Annotated in this window: 17 protein-coding genes; 5 read left to right on the top strand and 12 right to left on the bottom strand. The window is 38.4% G+C overall.

Annotated elements, in window-relative coordinates; all coding sequences use genetic code 11:
- Positions 1-135: 135 nt before the first annotated feature.
- From uvrA to LBE40_RS02375, 4 genes are all read left to right on the top strand, one after another.
- The gene (gene uvrA / locus LBE40_RS02390) at positions 136-3,051 is read left to right on the top strand and encodes an excinuclease ABC subunit UvrA (protein WP_004859101.1); all 2,916 of its coding nucleotides are present in this window, start codon (positions 136-138) and stop codon (positions 3,049-3,051) included.
- 269 nt (positions 3,052-3,320) lie between these two features.
- Positions 3,321-3,659, top strand: a complete 339-nt coding sequence (locus LBE40_RS02385) for a P-II family nitrogen regulator (protein ID WP_004859103.1) — start codon at positions 3,321-3,323, stop codon at positions 3,657-3,659.
- Positions 3,660-3,721: 62 nt separating this feature from the next.
- Positions 3,722-5,131, top strand: coding sequence for a type I glutamate--ammonia ligase (glnA, locus tag LBE40_RS02380; protein ID WP_004859106.1), 1,410 nt, complete (start codon positions 3,722-3,724; stop codon positions 5,129-5,131).
- Between the two features lie 156 nt (positions 5,132-5,287).
- Positions 5,288-5,830 carry a hypothetical protein gene (locus LBE40_RS02375; protein ID WP_004859108.1) on the top strand — a complete coding sequence of 181 codons (543 nt, stop codon included), beginning with the start codon at positions 5,288-5,290 and terminating at the stop codon, positions 5,828-5,830.
- 39 nt (positions 5,831-5,869) lie between these two features.
- On the opposite strand, the gene LBE40_RS02370 is transcribed toward LBE40_RS02375, so the two are convergent.
- The 8 genes from LBE40_RS02370 to LBE40_RS02330 form a co-directional block, all read right to left on the bottom strand.
- On the bottom strand, positions 5,870-6,652 hold the full coding sequence (locus LBE40_RS02370; RefSeq protein WP_004859111.1) for an ATP12 family chaperone protein: 783 nt from the start codon (positions 6,650-6,652) through the stop codon (positions 5,870-5,872).
- A gap of 387 nt (positions 6,653-7,039) precedes the next feature.
- Positions 7,040-8,305 carry an ATP-grasp domain-containing protein gene (locus LBE40_RS02365; RefSeq protein ID WP_004859113.1) on the bottom strand — a complete coding sequence of 422 codons (1,266 nt, stop codon included), beginning with the start codon at positions 8,303-8,305 and terminating at the stop codon, positions 7,040-7,042.
- Between the two features lie 13 nt (positions 8,306-8,318).
- Positions 8,319-9,191 (bottom strand): DMT family transporter, encoded by an 873-nt coding sequence (locus LBE40_RS02360; protein WP_420868181.1) that lies wholly within the window; start codon positions 9,189-9,191, stop codon positions 8,319-8,321.
- A 56-nt stretch (positions 9,192-9,247) separates the two neighbouring features.
- On the bottom strand, positions 9,248-9,418 hold the full coding sequence (locus LBE40_RS02355; protein WP_245256399.1) for a hypothetical protein: 171 nt from the start codon (positions 9,416-9,418) through the stop codon (positions 9,248-9,250).
- 5 nt (positions 9,419-9,423) lie between these two features.
- Positions 9,424-9,813: a hypothetical protein gene (locus LBE40_RS02350; protein WP_245256400.1), complete on the bottom strand. Its 390-nt coding sequence runs from the start codon at positions 9,811-9,813 to the stop codon at positions 9,424-9,426.
- Complete coding sequence (locus tag LBE40_RS02345; RefSeq protein WP_004859121.1) at positions 9,810-10,451, bottom strand: hypothetical protein; 642 nt, start codon at positions 10,449-10,451, stop codon at positions 9,810-9,812. Before LBE40_RS02345 ends, LBE40_RS02350 begins: the two co-directional genes overlap by 4 nt.
- The gene (locus LBE40_RS02340) at positions 10,438-10,992 is read right to left on the bottom strand and encodes a prephenate dehydratase domain-containing protein (RefSeq protein ID WP_004859123.1); all 555 of its coding nucleotides are present in this window, start codon (positions 10,990-10,992) and stop codon (positions 10,438-10,440) included. The genes LBE40_RS02345 and LBE40_RS02340 overlap by 14 nt, the downstream gene beginning before the upstream one ends.
- Before the next feature lie 690 nt (positions 10,993-11,682).
- A complete protein-coding gene (locus tag LBE40_RS02330) occupies positions 11,683-12,666 on the bottom strand; it encodes an RluA family pseudouridine synthase (protein ID WP_004859126.1) in 984 nt (327 codons plus the stop codon).
- 208 nt (positions 12,667-12,874) lie between these two features.
- Between LBE40_RS02330 and LBE40_RS02325 the strand changes: the two genes are divergently transcribed.
- Positions 12,875-14,659 (top strand): glucan ABC transporter ATP-binding protein/ permease, encoded by a 1,785-nt coding sequence (locus LBE40_RS02325; protein ID WP_004859129.1) that lies wholly within the window; start codon positions 12,875-12,877, stop codon positions 14,657-14,659.
- A 60-nt stretch (positions 14,660-14,719) separates the two neighbouring features.
- On the opposite strand, the gene alaS is transcribed toward LBE40_RS02325, so the two are convergent.
- The 4 genes from alaS to LBE40_RS02305 all read right to left on the bottom strand — a co-directional run bounded on the left by alaS (position 14,720) and on the right by LBE40_RS02305 (position 21,931).
- Positions 14,720-17,383: an alanine--tRNA ligase gene (gene alaS / locus LBE40_RS02320; protein WP_004859132.1), complete on the bottom strand. Its 2,664-nt coding sequence runs from the start codon at positions 17,381-17,383 to the stop codon at positions 14,720-14,722.
- A 199-nt stretch (positions 17,384-17,582) separates the two neighbouring features.
- On the bottom strand, positions 17,583-18,626 hold the full coding sequence (gene recA, locus LBE40_RS02315; protein WP_004859134.1) for a recombinase RecA: 1,044 nt from the start codon (positions 18,624-18,626) through the stop codon (positions 17,583-17,585).
- Positions 18,627-19,214: 588 nt separating this feature from the next.
- Positions 19,215-20,528: a replication-associated recombination protein A gene (locus LBE40_RS02310; RefSeq protein ID WP_004859137.1), complete on the bottom strand. Its 1,314-nt coding sequence runs from the start codon at positions 20,526-20,528 to the stop codon at positions 19,215-19,217.
- 8 nt (positions 20,529-20,536) lie between these two features.
- Entirely contained in the window at positions 20,537-21,931 is a 1,395-nt protein-coding gene (locus tag LBE40_RS02305) for a DegQ family serine endoprotease (protein ID WP_004859138.1), read from the bottom strand.
- Positions 21,932-22,106 lie beyond the last annotated feature (175 nt).

Raw genomic sequence — 22,106 nt, 5'->3', positions numbered from 1 at the left:
CTCTTTACATTTTTCTTTCCACGAAACTTGCATTTTTTTTCCTCGTTAAAGCAATTAAACGCGTTGTAATTTTAAAAAACAGTTTTATTCTATTTTACGATGCTTAATTTTTGTCACATATGCCAAGGATAAAATATGGCTCATCAAAAATACATCTCCATTCGCGGCGCACGTGAACATAACCTTAAAAATATTGATCTCGATCTTCCTCGTGACAAACTGATCGTGATCACGGGGCTTTCTGGGTCAGGTAAATCATCCTTAGCTTTTGATACAATTTACGCAGAAGGCCAACGCCGCTACGTTGAAAGTCTTTCTGCCTACGCACGCCAATTTCTAGAAGTGATGCAAAAACCAGATGTGGACAGAATAGACGGTCTTTCTCCAGCGATCTCCATTGAACAAAAAACAACCAGCCGCAACCCTCGTTCAACAGTAGGAACCGTCACTGAAATCCACGACTATATGCGCCTTCTCTTTGCACGTATCGGTGTTCCTCATTCCCCTGCTACAGGACTTCCTATTGAAAGCCAAACCGTAAGCCAAATGGTTGATCAAATTATGTCCTTACAAGAAGGTACGCGGGTTTTCATTATGGCACCTCTCGTCCGAGGACGAAAGGGAGAATATAAAAAAGAGCTGACAGAGCTTTTAAAAAAAGGATTCCAGCGCGCTAAAGTTGATGGAAAATTCTATGAAATCCCTGACATTCCTCTTCTTGATAAAAAGTATAAACATGACATAGATGTAGTGGTAGACCGCATTGTTGTAAGCAATGATATTTCCTCTCGCTTAGCGGACAGTATAGAAACCTGTTTACAGCTAGCAAATGGGCTTGCAGTTGCTGAAATGGCAGATCAGCCTTTGGCACAAAAAAAAACCACAAAGGAGTCTGCTTATAAATCAAAAAATGAAACCCACAAACGACTTATTTTTTCAGAAAAGTTTTCCTGCCCCATCTCTGGATTTTCTATCCCTGAAATTGAGCCACGCCTTTTTTCATTTAATAATCCTTTTGGCGCTTGTCCTCTTTGCGACGGACTTGGCCTTAAAAAGGCAATAGACCCCAAAAGAATTGTACCAAATGAAAATCTTACCTTAAAGGAGGGAGCAATTGCCCCTTGGTCTAAATCATCTTCACTCTATTATAGTCAAACTTTAGAAGCATTAGGCAAAGTTTACGGATTTAAACTTACGGATAAATGGTGCACGCTCTCAGATGAAGCACAACAAGCTATTCTCTATGGTACAAAAAGAAAAGAAATCTCCTTTATTTATAAAAATGACTTAAGTTCGCATAAAACGACCCAACATTTTGAAGGAATTATCCCTAATATGGAGCGGCGATGGAAAGAAACCGATTCTACGTGGTCACGTGAAGAAATCGAGCGTTATATGTCTTCTTCACTCTGTCCAGCTTGTCATGGTTATCGTTTAAAACCAGAGGCGTTAGCTGTCAAGATTCACGGGATGCATATTGGGCAAATATCAGAACTTTCTATCCTAAAAGCAGATGATTGGTTTGCCAATCTTCCTCAATATTTAACGGAAAAACAACACAGTATTGCAACACGTATTTTAAAAGAAATTCGTGAACGCTTAACTTTTTTAAATCATGTAGGACTAGAATATCTTACCTTATCTCGAAGCTCAGGCACCCTTTCAGGTGGAGAAAGTCAACGTATCCGATTAGCATCCCAAATTGGTTCTGGCCTTACAGGTGTCCTTTATATTTTAGATGAACCCTCCATTGGTTTACACCAACGCGATAATGAACGCCTTCTAAAAATGCTGCGCCATCTACGTGATCTTAGCAACACGGTTATTGTTGTTGAACATGACGAGGATGCTATTCTTACTGCAGACCATGTAGTTGATATGGGCCCTGCTGCTGGTGTTCATGGTGGAGAAATAATAGCACAAGGCACACCGCAAGAAATTATAGAAAATCCATCCTCTCTTACAGGTCAATACCTTTCAGGAAAAATGGCTGTTAAAGTACCTGCTCAACGACGAAAGATATTAAAATCGAAAACACTTAAAATCATAGGAGCCCGTGGAAATAACCTCAAAAATATCAGTGCGGATATCCCTCTTGGAACCTTTACGTGCGTAACTGGCGTTTCAGGAGGAGGAAAATCAACATTTCTCATTGAAACTCTTTTCAAAGCTGCTTCACGCCATATCATGGGAAGCCATCACAGCCCCGCAATCTATGACAAAATTGAAGGATTAGAATTTCTCGATAAAGTCATTGATATAAACCAATCACCTATTGGACGCACCCCACGCTCTAATCCAGCAACCTATACAGGCGCATTTACCCCGATCCGTGAATGGTTTGCCGAACTCCCAGAATCGAAAACCCGCGGTTATCAAGCAGGACGTTTTTCATTTAATGTTAAAGGAGGGCGCTGCGAAGCATGTCAAGGTGATGGAGTTATCAAAATTGAAATGCACTTTTTACCTGATGTTTATGTTACTTGCGATATTTGTCAAGGAAAACGCTATAATCGAGAAACGTTAGAAGTAAAATTTAAAGGACAGTCCATAGCCGATATTTTAGATATGACAATCGAAAAGGCTGAAGAATTTTTTCAAGCTATTCCTACCATTCACAACAAAATGAAGACCCTTATCAAAGTTGGTCTCGGCTATATCAAAGTAGGACAACAAGCCACAACGCTTTCTGGTGGTGAAGCTCAACGTGTAAAACTTGCTAAAGAACTTTCACGCAAAACAACAGGTCGTACACTCTACATTTTGGACGAACCAACAACAGGTCTGCATTTCCATGATATTTCTAAACTACTTGAAGTTTTGCATGAACTCGTTGAACAAGGCAATACAGTCGTGGTTATTGAACATAATCTTGAAGTCATAAAGACAGCCGACTGGATTATTGATTTAGGACCAGAAGGTGGAGATCGTGGTGGTGAAATTGTTGCCGTTGGCCGTCCTGAAGATATTGTTAATGTTCCCACTTCTTATACAGGAAAATTTCTGAAAGAAATTTTGCTGCGCCGACCTTTATATAATTCCAATTTTTAAAGCGATTCCTATCATAAAATCAGTGTGCTACAATAAATAAAGCAAAATATCTCTTAGTTATATCACTGTTATTTTTTACCAACCTTGTAGATTTTTTTCAACGGATAACAACATTTCACTTTATGCTACAAGAAAGGCTTTCTTCCCAAAATATCTAGTAACACAATTTTTGACTTTTTGTGTAAAAAGTATCTGTTGGACATCTCACAGTTGCCAATATAATGTGGTGCAGTCTAAAAAGACAAATTAACGTTGGAGATAATTTCAGCATGAAAAAAATTGAAGCCATTATAAAACCTTTCAAACTTGATGAAGTAAAAGAAGCGCTTCAAAAAATTGGTTTAGATGGCATCACAGTAACAGAAGCAAAAGGTTTTGGTCGTCAAAAAGAACATACAGAGCTTTATCGTGGTGCTCAATATGTTGTTGATTTTCTACCTAAAGTAAAGATTGAAATTGTTGTTGCCGATGAAAAGTTGGAACAAGCTGTTAACACAATACGTAAAGCAGCTCAAACAAAACATATTGGAGATGGAAAAATATTTGTTTTTTCTATTGATGATGCCATTCGTATTGGCACTGACGAATCTGGAATCGATGCCCTTTAATAAATAACAACAAAATTTTTCACCTTTTTTATCTACATCAATCCCACATAAGGAAATTGAATATGACAACCGCATCAGATATTATAAAACAGATTGCAGACAACGAAATCCGTTTTGTTGATTTACGTTTTACTGATCCACGAGGAAAGTTGCACCACGTCACAATGGATATCACAGAAATTAGTGAAGATACATTTAACGATGGTATTATGTTTGATGGTTCTTCAATTGCCGGATGGAAAACGATTCATGAATCTGACATGGCATTGATGCCAGATCCAGAAACAGCGCATATTGATCCTTTTTTTGCACAATCTACTTTAATTCTATTTTGTGACGTGCTCGATCCTGTCTCGGGAGAATTTTATCGTAGAGATCCTCGTTCTATCGCCAAGAGGGCTGAAGTTTATATGAAATCTTTAGGAATAGGAGATACAATCAATGTAGGTCCAGAAGCAGAATTTTTCATCTTTGATGATGTCCGCTATAAAACTGATCCTTACAACACAGGATTTAAGCTCGATTCAAGTGAACTTCCATCCAATAACGATACGGAATATGAGATGGGCAATCTAGGTCATCGCCCACGCATGAAGGGCGGTTATCTTCCTGTTCCCCCCATCGATTCCTGCCAAGATATGCGCTCTGAAATGCTCACCGCACTCAAAGATATGGGTGTCCAAGTTGAGAAACATCATCACGAAGTGGCAGCAAGCCAGCATGAATTAGGTATTCGCTTTGATACTCTTGTTCGTGAAGCTGATAAAATGCAAATTTTTAAATATGTCGTGCATCAAATAGCAAACAGCTATGGGAAAACAGCAACTTTCATGCCAAAACCAATTTTTGGTGACAACGGCTCAGGTATGCATGTTCATATATCCATTTGGAAAGATGGAAAACCAATGTTTGCGGGAAATGAATATGCAGGGCTATCGGAAACTTGCTTGTTCTTTATCGGCGGTATCATTAAGCACGCAAAAGCACTCAACGCCTTTACCAATCCATCCACCAATTCCTATAAGCGTTTGGTTCCTGGTTATGAAGCTCCTGTACTTCTTGCTTACTCCGCACGCAACCGTTCTGCATCTTGCCGTATTCCCATGAGTGCTTCACCAAATTCAAAACGTGTAGAAGTTCGTTTCCCAGACCCAACAGCAAATCCATATTTGGCGTTTGCAGCACTCTTAATGGCTGGTCTTGATGGCATCAAAAACAAAATTCATCCTGGACACGCTATGGATAAAGATCTTTACGACCTCCCCTTAAAAGAACGCAAAGAAATCCCTACAGTCTCAAGAAGTCTGCGCGAAGCACTCGAAGTACTTGATAAAGATCGTGGTTTTCTTAAAGCCGGCGATGTTTTTGATGATGATCAAATTAATTCCTTTATTCAAGTAAAAATGCAGGAAGTTTTACGTTACGAAACAACTCCTCATCCTATCGAATTTGATATGTACTATTCTGTTTAAAGAATAAAAAGTCATTCCTTTTGATTTAAAATGGAGGTTAGAATCTCCATTTTTGTGGATATTCCTCTTTTCAAAGGGCACCGATAGCTTTCTCCCAATATGCTTTTCCTTTATAAATCTAGTTGAGTCCACTCAAATCAATTATCAAGGTTTCCAATGCTGCGAATTCGTTACCTTTTTCCCATTCTTTTATGCATTGCTTTTATTATATCAGCAGTTCAAGCCTATACCATTACCAATCAAGAACTTACAACACTTGAAAAAGCGACATCTGCTTACAGTGAAGCAATTCAAAATGCCGATACCGATGCCATTTTAAATGCTATCCCTCCCCAAATTATCGATAGTCTAGCTGCCAAAAAAAATATCAGTAAATCACAGTTTCAACAAATCATGAAAAGTCAAATAGAGCAGTTGGCAGAGAGTTATAAAATTGAAAGTATCCATATAGATCCAAAACAAAAACGTGAAGGCAAACTTGATAATGGTATTCCCTATTTCGTTATACCTGTGGAGTTTGTAACCGTAACGAATGCTGGAAAATGTTGCATCCAAACTGAAATTATTGCCCTTCTTTACAACAGCCAATGGTATTTTATCCGTGGTAATGACAAAGCTATCTTAAATATAAGCAATGAAGCATTTCCTGGACTTGAAAAAATAAAAATCAGCCCTCAAAAAATTACAAAAATACTATGACTTAAAAAAGCGCACGCATGAACAAAAGAAAAGCTGAATTTACAAACAAGTTGTAATGATTATAGCAGCAGCATTAAATTCAGCCTTCTTATGAGCACGGCGCGTCATTGCTTCTTCATCAACACCCCACTGTTCCATCAACCAGTCTTCATCTAAATGAGCAATATCAAAAGCATGATCGGCATCAAAATTTCCTGCAGCAACAGCCAGAGAAATAAGAGCTGATCCTGTTAAGGTTGTCATTGTATGAAGTGCAGCAAGCGTATAAGGAGACTCAACTTGACGTAAATAATTACTCACTGCTTGGATAGATTCCCGTGATTGTTCGACATGCATAAGCCCTTCTGTCACCTGAAACCGTGCTCCAAGTTTTTCTTCTGCCCAATCCAATAAAGGATCCCACTGTTCACGTTGTCGCTCCACCAACTCTTGCGGGGTTTGTGCCCGATAAAAGATCATATCACATGCAACAAAACGTAATAGATCTTCAAAAACAACCTGCATATCATCAGCTATACCATCAATAACAGTGTTAACCAAACGCGTAATCGGCATTTTCGATGGATCAATAACTTGCTTTTGGCTCTCAAATTCCTGTGCTACTAATGTAGCAAATGCTGCTGTAGGTACAAGAAAATGGCGTCTTGCTGGTGTTTTAACTGGACATCCATCCAACAATATAGAAAAGCCTTCTTCTTCACACAAAGTTTTCACTTCTTTATAGAATCGTTTTGGTAGCGACTGACATGAAAATTTTTGCATCTTTTGAACGAGGTTATTTTTATTCAATGGCATATCAAACTGATTCAAAATTTCACGCATATTATTTATTATTTACCTCTGATATTTTCAAAAAACATTATTTTTTCTAAGTTCTATGTATCTCAATGAGGTTTAATTTGCCCTCCTTCCCCACCCTAAAGAAGGAACAATCTTACCAGCATCAATCTGAGTTAAGACTATATTTCATGTCTATTTTACAAACAAGACAATGGTGAATGCCTTGTTTATATTCAGCAACAACTGTCAGAACAATTTTTTTAAAGTATTGGACTTAATCTAAAGACTAGATGTGTTGAATTTAAAAAAATTCCATTCCACCATTACTGCCCACAGTGTTTGCGAAATTTTAGAAAACCGCATTGGGCTCTGTCTGTATCGATGAGACTTATATCAAAGTTAAAAGCAAGGGAAAATATCTCTATTGAGCTATTGATAAACGTGGTCTTTCCATATGATGCTCAAGGTGTCATCAAGCCATTTATGGTAATCGCGAGCTTCTTCGTTTGAGGCATGAACAGAGAAAATAAAACCAGGATATCCACCGAATGCTGGTGGAGGTGGTGAAATATGATCAATTTCAAAGAAAATGATAGTTCTAGTAGTTAGTGGATGCTGTACAACCTTATCTAAACCTGAAAATCCAGAAAACCGTCCATGACCACGAAGAGGAATAATGTAATTTGCTGCCACTTTTTCAGCTGGGAGTACATCGGGAAGATCTAAGTTTTGTTTAGCTAAAGCAGCATTCATGCATAGTTTTCCAAATGAAATCCCTGTACCTTGCTCCACAATAAAATGGGAAACACCTGACCCACCTATACGAGCGCCGATCTCAATTACATAAGGTAAGTCATTGGCATCTAAGCGTAGCTCTACATGAGCAGCTCCCATATTTATACCAAGAGCTTTAACCCCAGAGCATGCAGCCTTACATAAAGAAATAATTAAAGGATCGTCTATATCACGGCGTTGACGATAAATTGTTTCTTCGAACCATGGTCCTTCAGGTTGTCCCTTGTCTCCAACGGCCAAAACGTGCACACCTGCTGTATCGACAAAGCATTCCACAACAAACTCTTTTCCTGGTAAATACTGTTCTACTACTAAACCTACAGATTTATTTTTATAGTTGAAACGTGCCATATCTTTATGCTGAACATTCCATACCGCTTTGATGAGATCAGGAAATTCTTCAGAATTTTTAGCTAACATTACGCCTATACTACCAGCTCCAGAAACGGGTTTAATGACTAGCGGCCAACCCAAAGCATGGGCTTGTGATAGATCTTCTGGATTATCTATATAAAAAAATCTTGGTGTTCTAAGCCCTGCTTTAACAAAAGCTTGACGCATTAGATATTTGTTCCGAGTTAATGCCGCTACTTCTGGTTCAATACTGGGAGTATTGATTTTTTTTGCAGCTAAAGCTGTCCATATGATGGCTTTTTCGCAAAGAGTCATAACCCCACCAATATTGCGTTCTTTCACTCCGGCTGCAAAAGCGTCTAGAGCTAAGTCTGGATTATCAAAAACAGGAAGTTGCCAACTTGAAGTTACTGCCGCAGGTGGCTGAATAGGTACACTTTCAGCGATATCATAAATCATTACTAATTCGATGTTAGCTGCTTTCGCAGCTTCAAATATAAAGGGTAGTTTTGCATTACGCTGACAAACTAACGCCAGTTTTTTCATTTTATTTTTTTCCTTATACCTTAGAATTTTTGGAACGGTTTTTCAGTTGCCATCCAGATATTTTTGATGCATCTATAAATAAGAGTATCATCCCTATAACAACTATAATCATAGCAATTATTCTGATAGCACGTAGAGAAGTTCTAGAACCGATTATCCATTCACATGCCACTACTGCAAAAGAAGCTAATACGCCGATAGTATTGGCGTATAATACGCCTCCTTCGGCTAAAACTTTTTGGTACAATACGTAACCTGGTGCAGATAAAAAGGCTCCTAAAATCAATATCTTAAATATATCTTCTAACTTAAGATGTAATAGTGGAGCAGAATCAAAAATGAATAATGGCATAAATGATGCTGCAGAAATTGTAGTAATCCAAGCCAGTGCGGATAGCAAAGGTAAATTTTTAAGATAACGTTTAGACAACAAGCCATAAATAGAGTAAGAAAGTGCTGCTATTAAAGCAAGACCTATCCCTATCAAGCTATAATATCCATCCTCTACACTGTTTATATTGAATGCTACAGCTGCTACACTAACAATTATCACCCCGCCAAGCTTCAGCCATGAGAACTCAAGGCCATGAGTCAGTGCACCCAATATATAGGTAATACCTGGAATAGTGGCGAGCACCATAGTTAAATCACTAGCTTTGAGCGATTTTAAAGCGCCAAAGCTGCATACAAAATACAGCGAGAATCCTAATACTGATAGAATTAAAAAAGAAGGCATCATTGCAAGCAACGGTAATGATCTTAAAACGGCTTTCTCACGAAATACTACGATCAACCACAAAGCTGCAGCAGTAGCACATAACCTAAGTCCAACTGCATGCATTACCGGTATACTGTTAACCAAATTCTTAGATAATAACCAACTTATGGAAAACAACGCTAGAATAGTAAAAGTAAAGAATAATAACCGTCCTTTTAAAAAACTCAATGATTTAATCCTCCAATCACTCGCCGTGCATAATATGATGTTGAAAAATCAAATCGTGACTTTGGAGTTTTCGGCTTCCCAAGGTTATTTTGGATATAATCTTTAGCACCTGCTAAATAAGCGTCATCATCCAATGCTTCAAGTGCTTCTATATCTACGATTATCAATGGTATTACTTCTTTAAGACGCTCCAAATCAAATTGAAGATAACCTCACCCCGTTTAATCAATGCTTTGTTACGCATCAATATTTCAAAAAGTAAGATACCTGTACCAGCATCGAACGTCATATGGTGGTCATAACCTTTTGGATAACGAAATATGCGTTCTAATAGGACAAACTCAGATATTTCTTTCCAAAACTTTGGACGATTTTGTAGCATAATACGCACTGTAATTAAGTCCACTTTAATTTCTTCTAGAAGACCTGCAAACCAATTTAATTTTATATACAGATTCTTATCTAATGGCCTCGGTCCAGTATGGTGTGCATAGTCATGATAATAGCCCCACAAACAACGAACATCATAAACGTCATCTTTAGATAAGCTACGACTACTCAATTGGCCAAATAGGAATTTACTATCTCGACCGAGTAAACGTTCAGCTTCCACGATTGTCTGCTCATTGTAAATATCAAAGAATTTGCTGAAAAAAACAAAGCAAATGCTTTCTTATCAATTTTCTTAGCAGTAGCCACAGATTCTGGGAATAGAACAATACAATTTCCCTCTAAAAATCCCCTTGACGCTATTCCCATTTTTATACATTGAAACGGTGATACATAATTCTTTGTATATTCTAAGGCCTCTGCAAGATAGGGTGTTTCATGACGGTAGCCTGTAACTAATTCTAGCCGAAATCCTTCTGGATCAGGCCCATTCGTAGCACGCATTGGAGCTAAAAAAAATAGAGGGGAATCTGGTAATGGCGCTTTGAATGCAGCCAAAGTGTTATCAAATTTTGGGGGAGTATTTAAACCGCTGAGCATCCACTGATTAAAATCATCACAAGTGGTAGCTAAAAGCTCCGGAGATAATCCGTCAATAATATCTACATGACGGTTCAACAGAGTGATCAATTCATTGATCATATCACCATCTGCTGAAATTGGTTCTTTAATACTACCATCTAGTTCTTGGCGTACACGAAGTTTGTCAACCAGGTCAACAATAGAAAGAAGTGTTTCAAATTGCTTCATGATGAGCTGACTTTAGCGAGTGGAGCAAGAAGGCCATTGGCACTTGCCCAAAATTTTTGACAATATTCAGCTCGTAGCGCTTTGCAGCAACCAACGTCGTGATACAAGCATCTGCTCTTTCAGCTTTACAAAGAACCGCTGCGTCAGCATTGCTGTTGGCAAATATTTTGTCATATTGATGTGCCACCAGAGATTGTGGGGCAGGATGAGTAGCTACAGTTTTAATTTCATCAGAGTTATTGCGTTTAGCCAAGACCATAGGATGAGTAGGCATGATAAAGCTATCAAATAATTGCATATCACCTAAACGTGTGAATATAAGTGTATGCAAATCGGGGTAAGCAGCACAACTCAGGAGATAACCATCTTTTTTCTGAGCAAGTTCACTAAAGGCTTCTTCAAGAGTTGCGTATAAGATAATACGCGATTTTGAATCAGTGGGAGAGATATTTAAATTATGATTGTCAAACCACCATTGAGCCGCAGCCGCACAGTTAGTATCCGCAGGGCCAAGTGTATAGATACAAGTGTATAGATACAAGTATTATTTTCAGGTTGCATGATCTCTATTCTTTCAATTATGTGACTAAATTACTAAAATATGTAGAATAGAATCAACCACAATGAATCGAGCTTTCATTAGCCATAATACTTCAAATTAATATTTTAAACAATATATATAAATGCAAATTTAAAGTATAATCCGTCCTTAACAAAAAATATAAAAAATTAAGGCTATGTTTTCCTATTTTGAGGAAGTATTTATTTCCATTGGCTTATTATATTGATCAAATTAAATACCCACCTAAATTAGCAATATCTGCACGCGTCAATAGTTTAAAAGATGTTTCTAGCAGAACGCTAAAGCAGAAAAAATGCTTATCACTCAAAAAAGTTACGGAGCAATACCCTTTGGTCATCATCCTGCTTTTCTAGTAGCTGTGGTGGTGCACCAATTGACATTATTCGTCAACTATATCAACAACAACAGAACGTACCTGATATGTAAAATTTATATGCCTTATATCCCCTTAAACAACGGTATTTTTCAGCATAATAGGATAAAGAAACTGTAGAAAAAATTATAAATGATATGTGCCAGATTTATCACTAAAAATACAACTCTTTAACAATAATTACTTATCAAGAGATCTCTGTAACACTTTATCAAATCTACAAAAATTGCACAAATAAAAACGAAAAAAAGAAAAAAATCCTTCTGTGATTCTATCTATTCTGTCTCACCATCATTTTCATTAAAAGCCAAAAGATTAAAACTTTGTACCATATGAGGTGGTAAAGGTGCGATAATATCCAAAACCCCTCCTGAAGGATGAGGAATACGAATACGGCGCGCATGAAGGTGAAGACGGTTTTGAATTCCCCCTGGTAATGCCCAATTACTATCAGAAAAAAAATATTTTGAATCACCAATGATAGGATGATCCATATGGGCGGCATGCACACGTAGCTGATGTGTTCTCCCCGTATAGGGTTCCATTTCAAGCCACGAAAGAGCCCTCCCCCTAGTATCTAAAACGCGATAGTAAGAAACCGCATGGTTAGAATCTGGCTCTCCATGTTCACAAACACGCATTTTATCACCTTGTGCAGTGATATCCTTCACCATCCATGTTGAAATTTTATCCTGCTTTTTTTTAGGCACTCCCCGAACCAATGCCCAATAAGTCTTTTTCGTTTCCCGCTCTCTAAAAGCAGCCGTTAAAGCCTGTGCAGCACTCCTAGACCGTGCAACAATGAGCACACCAGATGTTTCACGATCAAGACGGTGCACTAAACGTGGTTTTTCGCCTTTCTTATTGCGCCATACCTCAAGCATGCTATCCACGTGGCGCGCCAAACCAGAACCACCTTGTACAGCTAACCCCGCAGGCTTATTAAAAACAAAAATCTTTGGATCTTCATAGAGAAGCATTTTTTTTAAAACGGTTCCATCATCCTGTCCACGAAGTGTTTTATCCGTTATAGGAAAGCTTTCTTTATCATCAATAGGGAAAGGTGGCACGCGCACAACTTGCCCCCTGAGAAGACGCGTATCGGTTTTAACACGCCCACCATCAACCCGTATCTGGCCAGAACGGAGCAACTTTTGTAAATATCCAAATCCAACTCTTGGATAATGCAATTTAAACCAGCGATCCAAGCGCATTCCGTTTTCATCTACCTCAACCTGTTTTATTTCGACGCCTACCATAATACTTCCCTTACCAGATAATTTTCTTGACCCGTTTTATGCCTTAAACGCAAAAATACATATCTTATAGAACTGGCTTTATCACACCATATTACAGTCAGTATCTAAAATTGCATTTTCTTACTGATAAAATTTTATTAACTCAAAACCTAATGATTATCAGAACTATAACCTTTATACTTGTGATAACTATTGGAGATAATGCTCTGTGTCCTTATTCAAAACCTATACACGTGTTCTCAGCTACCTAAACAGAGAAAAAAATACATCTCTTTTAATCTGTTCAGCAAATATTATATTGGCTATTATCACCATTGCAGAACCTATTTTATTTGGGCGTGTCATTGATGCTATCGCAGAAAAATCAGGTATTGTTTTAACTCTCACCATTTGGGTCTGTTTTGGGCTTTCACATATTATTGCTTATGTCCTTGTTGCTCGCGGTGCTGATCGTTTAGCACATAGACGTCGCTTAGCTGTTTTAACGGAATCCTTTGAGCGCATCATTGCTATGCCTTTAATCTGGCATCAACAACGTGGAACTTCTAACACTCTCCATACACTCTTACGCGCCGTAGACTCTATGTCAACCATATGGCTTGATTTTATGCGTCAGCATCTCTCAACGCTTGTCGCCTTATTCGTTCTTATCCCCATAGCCTTTAACATGAATTGGCGTCTTTCAACAGTCTTGGTTGTACTCGCCATCATTTATGTACTGATTGCACGTTTAGTGATGCGAAAAACAAAAGACGGGCAAGCCGCTGTAGAAAGTTACCATCATAACCTTTTTAAACATGTCAGCGATTCAATCTCTAACGTTTCCATTGTACAAAGCTATAACCGAATAAAGGAAGAAAGTTCCACATTGCATCAACATACAAACAATCTTCTTAAAGCACAAAACCCTGTTCTCAATTGGTGGGCTCTTGCAAGTGGCTTAAACCGAATGGCCTCAGCTATTTCAATAGTTTGTGTTCTTCTGCTTGGAGCTTTTTTTGTAGCAAAAAACCAATTACGTGTAGGTGAGGTGGTCGCATTCGTCGGATTTGCACAATTAATGATTTGTCGTTTGGATCAAATGAGCAATTTCTTTAATTTAACCATATCCTTACAAGCAAAATTACAAGAATTTTTTGCAATGGAAGACTCAACCTTTCATATCAAAGAACCTGTAAATCTACCTTCCCTCCAAAATGTTAAAGGTGCCATACAATTTCATCACGTTACTTATAAATTCCCAAATTCTTCTCAAGGTGTTTTTGACATTTCCTTTGAAGTTAAAACAGGACAAACTGTTGCAATTGTAGGACCAACAGGGGCTGGAAAAACAACATTAATCAATTTGTTGCAACGCGTGTACGACCCTACATTTGGACATATCTCTATTGACGGAATAAATATACGCTCTGTTAATCGCGAATCCTTACGCAAATCTTTAGCAACAGTATTTCAAGACGCTGGCCTTTTTAATCGGACTATTCACGACAACATCTCGATAGGAAAAGCAACCGCAACGGATGAAGAACTTTATGAAGCGGCAAAAATAGCAGCTGCCCATGATTTTATTCTAACAAAAACCAATCGTTATGAAACAATGGTGGGCGAGCGAGGTTCTCAATTGTCAGGTGGAGAAAGACAACGTTTAGCAATTGCGCGCGCTGTTTTAAAAAATTCCCCCATCCTCATTCTAGACGAAGCAACAAGTGCCCTTGATGTTGAAACGGAAGCGCGCGTTAAAGATGCTCTCGATTGCATAAGTCACAATCGTACCACTTTTATTATAGCACATCGCCTTTCAACAATACGCAATGCTGATATTGTGCTATTTCTAGAAAATGGTCACTTAATTGAAAAAGGAAGCTTTCAAGAACTGATCAATAAAGGCGGGCGCTTTTATAAACTACTAAAAGCCAGCGGTTTAACAATCGAGCAACCAGCGATAGGAGAAGATGAAAACGTGTTCCCATTGCACAAAGCCATGGCATCATAGAATAAGCGCTCCCTCTTAAAAAAATCTCGAAGCGAAGCAACACAAATAACCAATCAGAAATTATCTTTCAAGAAAAGCTTTTAGTGCCGCGAGTGCCTCAGCAGCCTTATTCCCATCAGACCCACCAGCCTGCGCCATATCAGAACGGCCACCACCACCTTTGCCCCCAAGGATACCTGAAACAATGCGCACCAAATCAACAGCATTTAACTTATCAATCAAATCATCCGTAACACCAACAACAGCACTCCCCTTACCATCCTCTGAAACACCTATGAAAGCAACAACACCAGATCCAATTTGCTTCTTTCCAGAATCCACTAATGCTTTAAGATCTCGTGGTAAAATATTTTCAACAACACGCCCCATAAAAGAAATGCCATTGATGATGGTAATATCTGCTTGACCACTCTTCATGTCCCCACAATTTAAAGCAATTTTCTTGCGCGCATCATTCAACTCTTTTTCAAGTCTACGACGATCATCAAGCAAAATCCGAACACGTTCTTCTACATCAGCAGAAGAAGTCTTTAAAAGATCAGCAATTTCACGGATATGCTCCTCTTGGCGGTTCAGGTATAGGCGTGCCGCTGTACCTGTTAAAGCTTCAATACGACGAACTCCAGCTGCTACAGAACTTTCAGAAACAATATGAATAAAACCGATATCTCCTGTTCTCTTCACATGTGTGCCACCACAAAGCTCGATTGACCAATTCTTCTTTAATTCTCCTTGTTCACATTGGTTCCCCATAGAAACAACACGAACTTCATCACCATATTTTTCACCAAATAACGCCATAGCCCCTTCAGAAATTGCATCATCCACGAGCATAAGGCGAGTTGTTACCTCACTATTTTGCAAAACAATATCGTTTGCTAAATCTTCTATTTTTTTCAGTTCTTCTAAAGAAACAGGTTTTGGATGAGAAAAATCAAATCGTAACCGATCTGGCAATACAAGAGATCCCTTCTGTGTAACATGAGCTCCCAATATTTGGCGTAAAGCTTCGTGTAATAAATGGGTAGCAGAATGATTCGCACGAATTTTCTTACGACGAACAACATCAACAGTTAATTCTACACAATCAAACGTCTTTGCCCGACCAGATTTCACTTCACCAATATGGATAAAAACACCATCACCTTTTTTCTGGGTATCATGCACCTCAAAAATAAAATTTTCATGAGAAATGATACCGCTATCACCAATCTGCCCACCAGATTCACCATAAAAAGGTGTCTGATTTACAACAAGAACGGCTTTCTGCCCTGAAGAAATATGATCAACAATTTTACCGTCATACACAAGAGCTGTAAGAATACCTTTAGCTGTGTCAGTCTCATAACCTAAAAATTCTGTGGCCCCCATTTTTTCACGAAGAGAAAACCAGATCTTTTCCGTAACGGCTTCTCCGGAACCAGTCCAATTGGCACGTGCTTCCTCTTTCTGACGTTCCATCGCCTTATCAAAAGCGTCAACGTCAACAAATATTCCGCGACGACGCAGAACATCTTGCGTCAAATCAAGCGGAAAACCATAGGTATCATAAAGCTTGAAAGCAACTTCACCACTCAAAGATTCTCCTTCTTTAAGAGTAGTACTTGCTTCATTCAACAAACCGAGTCCCCGTTCAAGTGTTTTACGAAAACGCGTTTCTTCTAACTTCAAAGTTTCTGAAATCAAAGATACAGCACGCACCAACTCAGGATACGCTTGTCCCATTTCGTGAATTAAAGCAGGCAAAAGCCGCCACATTAAAGGTTCTTTAGCACCAAGGAGGTGCGCATGACGCATAGCACGACGCATAATACGGCGTAAAACATATCCCCTTCCTTCATTGGAAGGAAGAACACCATCAGCAATCAAAAACGCACATGAGCGAAGATGATCAGCAATCACGCGATGGCTCGCAACAAATTCACCCGTCGCCTCAACCCCTGTTATCTCTTGGGATACAGCAATTAATGCACGAAAAAGATCAATGTCATAATTATCATGAACACCCTGTAAAACAGCTGCAATGCGCTCTAATCCCATGCCTGTGTCAATAGAAGGATGAGGCAACTCAACACGCTCTTCTTTGCTTATCTGCTCATACTGCATAAAAACAAGATTCCAAATTTCAATAAAGCGATCACCATCTTCATCTGCACTTCCAGGTGGTCCTCCAAAAATTCCATCACCATGATCATAAAAAATCTCCGAACAAGGACCACAAGGACCTGTATCTCCCATCGCCCAAAAATTATCAGACGTTGCAATACGAACAATTTTTTCATCAGGAAGACCTGAAATTTTACGCCATAATTCAGCAGCTACATCATCACTATAATAAACTGTCACCAACAACTTCTCTTTTGGAAGACAAAATTCTTTTGTTAAAAGATTCCATGATAAAAAAATGGCTTCTTCTTTAAAATAATCACCAAAAGAAAAATTACCTAACATTTCAAAAAATGTATGATGGCGTGCTGTATAGCCAACATTATCAAGGTCATTATGCTTTCCACCGGCACGGACACATTTTTGCGCCGTTGCTGCCTGCTTATAAGGACGCTGTTCAAGTCCAGTAAAAACATTTTTAAACTGCACCATTCCTGCATTTGTAAACATGAGTGTAGGATCATTACGCGGAACGAGAGGGCTAGAAGAAAGAACTTTATGCCCATTAAGATGAAAATAATCTAGGAAAGTTGACCGTATACTATTAACACTATTCATATCGTAACCTGTAGAGTACAGCGCAAAACCATAAAAACAAAATTCCCCTCATTAAATATCCTCTTTTCTACACGTAGAGTTAATTTAATCAAAGGGTGGATTTTTGTTCAAAGAAATTTAGAAATAAGCGATCTTAATATTTTAAAACTCTAACAAATAAAAAAATAAATGACGGCCACACATTCAGACAAGCATTCCATCAAATTTCTTCATCGTTTTCTATACTTTCTGCCCCTACATTTTCTAACAATTCAATCGCAATCAGACCAGCATTTTGACGCAAAGCTGTCTCGATTTCTGTAGCTATTTCTACGTGATCGCGTAAAAACTGCTTCGCATTTTCCCGTCCCTGCCCTAAACGCTGAGAATTATAAGAAAACCATGCACCAGATTTTTCCACAACGCCAACTTTGACACCCAAATCAATTAACTCACCTACTTTGGAAATGCCTTCACCATAAATAATATCAAATTCAACTTGCTTAAACGGAGGAGCCAATTTATTTTTGACAACTTTAACACGTGTCTGATTACCAACAATCATATCCCGATCTTTAATAGATCCAATACGACGAATATCTAAACGAACAGAAGCATAAAACTTTAAAGCGTTTCCGCCTGTTGTCGTTTCGGGAGAACCAAACATGACACCAATTTTCATGCGAATTTGATTAATAAAGATAACCATACAGTTAGAGCGAAAAATTGCTGCTGTTAGTTTTCGCAACGCTTTACTCATTAACCGAGCCTGCAGCCCAGGTAAAGCATCACCCATTTCACCATCAATTTCCGCCCGTGGCGTCAAAGCCGCTACAGAATCAACAACAAGTACATCAACAGCACCAGAACGAACCAACGTTTCTGTAATTTCCAGTGCTTGTTCACCAGTATCGGGTTGAGAAATGAACAAATTTTCTAAATCAACACCAAGCTTACGCGCATAAATAGGATCAAGAGCATGCTCCGCATCAATAAAAGCACAAATCCCACCAATTTTCTGTGCCTCAGCAATAGCATGAAGAGCCAATGTTGTTTTTCCAGAACTTTCTGGTCCATAAATCTCAACAATACGCCCCTTCGGTAATCCACCAACACCCAAAGCAATATCCAAGGATAATGAGCCCGTTGGAATTGTTTCAATTTCAACAACCTGCTCTTTTTGCCCAAGACGCATAATTGAGCCTTTACCAAAAGAACGTTCAATTTGTGAGAGAGCAGCATCGAGAGCTTTTGTTTTATCCACAATTATATCCTTGACCGATTCATAACAACCAAATGCTTAGTGTACACTGTTATTTTAGCTTAACTAAAGTCTTGAATTTAAATTTTCACAGACTATTTCCATTTTTAACCCCACATTGTGTCAACAACAGATCATTACCATAATAGAAAGAATTACTATTCCTTATCTTATGACAAAAAACCTCCATAGTAAGGAAAGAAACTTGGCATATTTATATCTCTCCTCTAGAAAAGAAACAATTTAAATTTCAACACGGTACTTTATATACAGCATTTCTGATACTTTTTTACAAACACTGAAGAAATCATATCTCTTAATCTAATCCCCCCCTATTGATAGCCAAAAAATTTCTCATCAATCAAAACCACAATACATCGCACACAACTGAAATCACAAGTACAAAGCAGCGCATGAATTATAGCTAGACAAATATCTCTTAAATTTGATTTTTAAGGGTATATAAATTCTTACTATGAAGAAATAAGCATTTAAGACATGCCATAGTCTCTTAATGAAATTATAATCACATAACTGACGTAAAATAAGTTTAAGATCCGTAAAAATCATATCTTAATTAAAATTACATTTTTAACTGGTTCGCTTTTTACGCAATTTTTTCCACCACTCAAGACGTTTCGCGATTTCACGTTCAAAACCACGTTCTCGTGGTTGATAATAGCTCTGGCGCCCAAGTTTCTCAGGAAAGTATTCCTGTCCCGAAAAAGCATCTGGTTCATCATGGTCATAACGATAACCATGTCCATACCCTTCTTCCTTCATAAATTTTGTAGGTGCATTCAAAATGTGCTTAGGAGGGGGTAAAGAGCCATTTTTTCGTGCACAATGCATAGCTGCTTTATATGCAAGATATGTTGCATTTGATTTTGGCGCAGTTGCAACATAGAGACACGCTTGTACTAAAGCCAATTCTCCCTCAGGTGATCCTAAATAATCATAAGCATCTTTTGCTGCATTACAAATGACAAGAGCTTGAGGATCTGCCAAACCAATATCTTCAACAGCCATACGAACTAATCTTCGCCCAATATAGAGAGGATCTTCTCCCGCATCAAACATACGCGCCAAATAATAAAGAGCAGCATCAGGATCAGATCCACGAACTGACTTATGCAACGCTGAAATGAGATTATAGTGACCCTCCTGTCCTTTATCATAAATTGGAGCACGACGTTGAATGATTTTTTGCAAAGCAACAGTATCAAATATCTCTCCTTGTCGTGCAGCACACCAAACTTCCTCTGCCAATGTTAACGCTGCCCGCGCATCACCATCAGACATCCCGATCAAAATACCTCTAGCATCATCATCCAAGGGAAGAAGCTTTCCTTCCACTTCTTCCGCGCGTTTCAAAAGCTTGCTCAAGCTTTCATTGTCATGGGGAAGGAACGTCAAAACACGTGCACGAGAAAGAAGAGCAGCATTAAGTTCAAATGAAGGATTTTCTGTTGTTGCACCTATAAGAATGACCGTACCGTCTTCCATGACGGGAAGAAAACTATCCTGCTGAGCACGATTAAATCTATGAATTTCATCGACAAACAAAATCGTTCGCCCCCCAGACATAAAACGAGTCCGAGCAATTTCAAAAATCTTTTTAAGTTCAGAAACTCCAGTAAAAATAGCAGAAACTTGCTCAAAAGAGAAATTTGTTTCAAGAGCTAACAAACGTGCAACTGTTGTTTTTCCTGTCCCCGGTGGTCCCCAGAAAATCATCGAACCAAATGAACCAGCTGCTATCATGCGTGAAAGCACCCCCTCCTCCCCAACTAAGTGATATTGTCCCATTACATCATGAAGAGAGCGAGGACGCATCCTTTCTGCAAGCGGCTGATTTTTATTAACTTGGAAATCAAGCGACGAAGTAAAAAAATCTTTGTTCAAAAAAAACCTCAGCGAATAAATTGGCGAATATACATACCATCACGTTCATATTCCAATTGCCAAATACGCGGACGACTTTGCATAAGAATCTTTTTCAACTGACTGACTGTTTGAATCTTATGGCCATTAACAACACGCAAAATATCTCCTGGACGAAAAATTCCAGCAGCATTGCTCAGTTCGTCAAGATTGGTAATCACAACACCTCTTGCAGATACAGGAAGATGAAAACGTCGACTATTTTGCGGTGTTAAATCTAATACTTCAGCACCGGAAAGAGGACCTTCATCAATAATTTTTTCAGATTTTAAGAATTCAGATTCTGGTACTGATAAAACGGTTATTTCTGTTTTGAAAGTTTTGCCGTTTCGTAAATATTCTAAAGGAAGGCTCTGCCCCATGCCAGCTGTCATCAAACGATATCCAAGGCTATCTGGACTATCAATTCGTACCCCTTGCATACTCAAAATAACATCACCTACTTTCAAACCAGCTTTTTCAGCAGGACTATCTTTGCTAATTTCAATAATAAGAGCACCATAGGGACGTTCTAAACCTAAACCACCTGCAATATCAGGTGTAACATTTTGAAAAGATGCACCAATATAAGGTGGTACAAAATACTTCCCGCCATGTTTAACGGTATCAAGCATCACCTTTACAAGATTCGCCGGAATAGCAAAACCAATCCCTACAGAGCCACCAGAACGCGAATAAATAGCTGTATTAATCCCGATTAATTGCCCTTTCATATCAATCAAAGCCCCACCAGAATTACCTGGATTAATGGCAGCATCTGTTTGAATAAAAAAGTCAAAATCAGAAATACCAACACGTGTACGTGCTTGCGCTGACACAATACCACTTGTAACTGTTTGACCAACACCAAAAGGATTACCAATTGCTAAAACAAGATCACCAACTTCAACTGCATCGGAATCTCCCAAAGGAAGAACGGGAAACTGCGCACCTTTTGCATCAATTTTAAGTACAGCAATATCCGTTGCTTCATCTTTGAGCATAACCTTACTCTCAAATTCTCGTCCATCAGAAAGAGCAACTTTAATTTCATTTGCATCCTTAATGACATGATAATTCGTAACGATCAGACCACGCGTATCAACAATCACCCCAGACCCTAATGAAGATTGCTTACGTACAGGCAGATTGTTTTGAAAACGACCAAAAAACTGCTCAAAAAATGGATCGCCTTCAAAAGGCGAACGCGCTCTAATTTGCCGAGCTGCATAAATATTTACAACAGACGGAATAGTCTTTTTAACTAAAGGAGCAAATGAAAGAGTAATTTCTGACTGTGTTTTCGGAATTTGCGCATATGTACAGGGAAATGATATTTGCGCTATAATTACAAAAAAAAGCCCAACAAAAAGAGAATTCTTCATTATTCGCTCCTTATAAACTAATCTACCCTTTAAGAGAACAGCCACCTCTCATCCCTTATAAATTAAGCGTCTCCATTAATATTTACAATTGAAAATAAAAACAACCTATCTGAACAACAAATATTATAAAAAACAAATAATTCAATATTTTATAACCCCCTTTTTGCTTTTATCA

Source organism: Bartonella taylorii (assembly GCF_023920105.1).
In the GTDB taxonomy this organism is placed as follows: Bacteria; Pseudomonadota; Alphaproteobacteria; order Rhizobiales; family Rhizobiaceae; genus Bartonella; species Bartonella taylorii.
Note: the sequence above shows the minus strand (reverse complement) of the source record. Positions and strands in the feature narration are given on the sequence as shown.

Coding starts and splice junctions, on each gene's coding strand:
- uvrA (WP_004859101.1), top strand. CDS start 136: ATGGCTCATCAAAAATACATCTCCATTCGCGGCGCACGTGAACATAAC.
- LBE40_RS02385 (WP_004859103.1), top strand. CDS start 3,321: ATGAAAAAAATTGAAGCCATTATAAAACCTTTCAAACTTGATGAAGTA.
- glnA (WP_004859106.1), top strand. CDS start 3,722: ATGACAACCGCATCAGATATTATAAAACAGATTGCAGACAACGAAATC.
- LBE40_RS02375 (WP_004859108.1), top strand. CDS start 5,288: ATGCTGCGAATTCGTTACCTTTTTCCCATTCTTTTATGCATTGCTTTT.
- LBE40_RS02370 (WP_004859111.1), bottom strand. CDS start 6,652: ATGCGTGAAATTTTGAATCAGTTTGATATGCCATTGAATAAAAATAAC.
- LBE40_RS02365 (WP_004859113.1), bottom strand. CDS start 8,305: ATGAAAAAACTGGCGTTAGTTTGTCAGCGTAATGCAAAACTACCCTTT.
- LBE40_RS02345 (WP_004859121.1), bottom strand. CDS start 10,451: ATGAAGCAATTTGAAACACTTCTTTCTATTGTTGACCTGGTTGACAAA.
- LBE40_RS02330 (WP_004859126.1), bottom strand. CDS start 12,666: ATGGTAGGCGTCGAAATAAAACAGGTTGAGGTAGATGAAAACGGAATG.
- alaS (WP_004859132.1), bottom strand. CDS start 17,383: ATGAATAGTGTTAATAGTATACGGTCAACTTTCCTAGATTATTTTCAT.
- LBE40_RS02305 (WP_004859138.1), bottom strand. CDS start 21,931: ATGAAGAATTCTCTTTTTGTTGGGCTTTTTTTTGTAATTATAGCGCAA.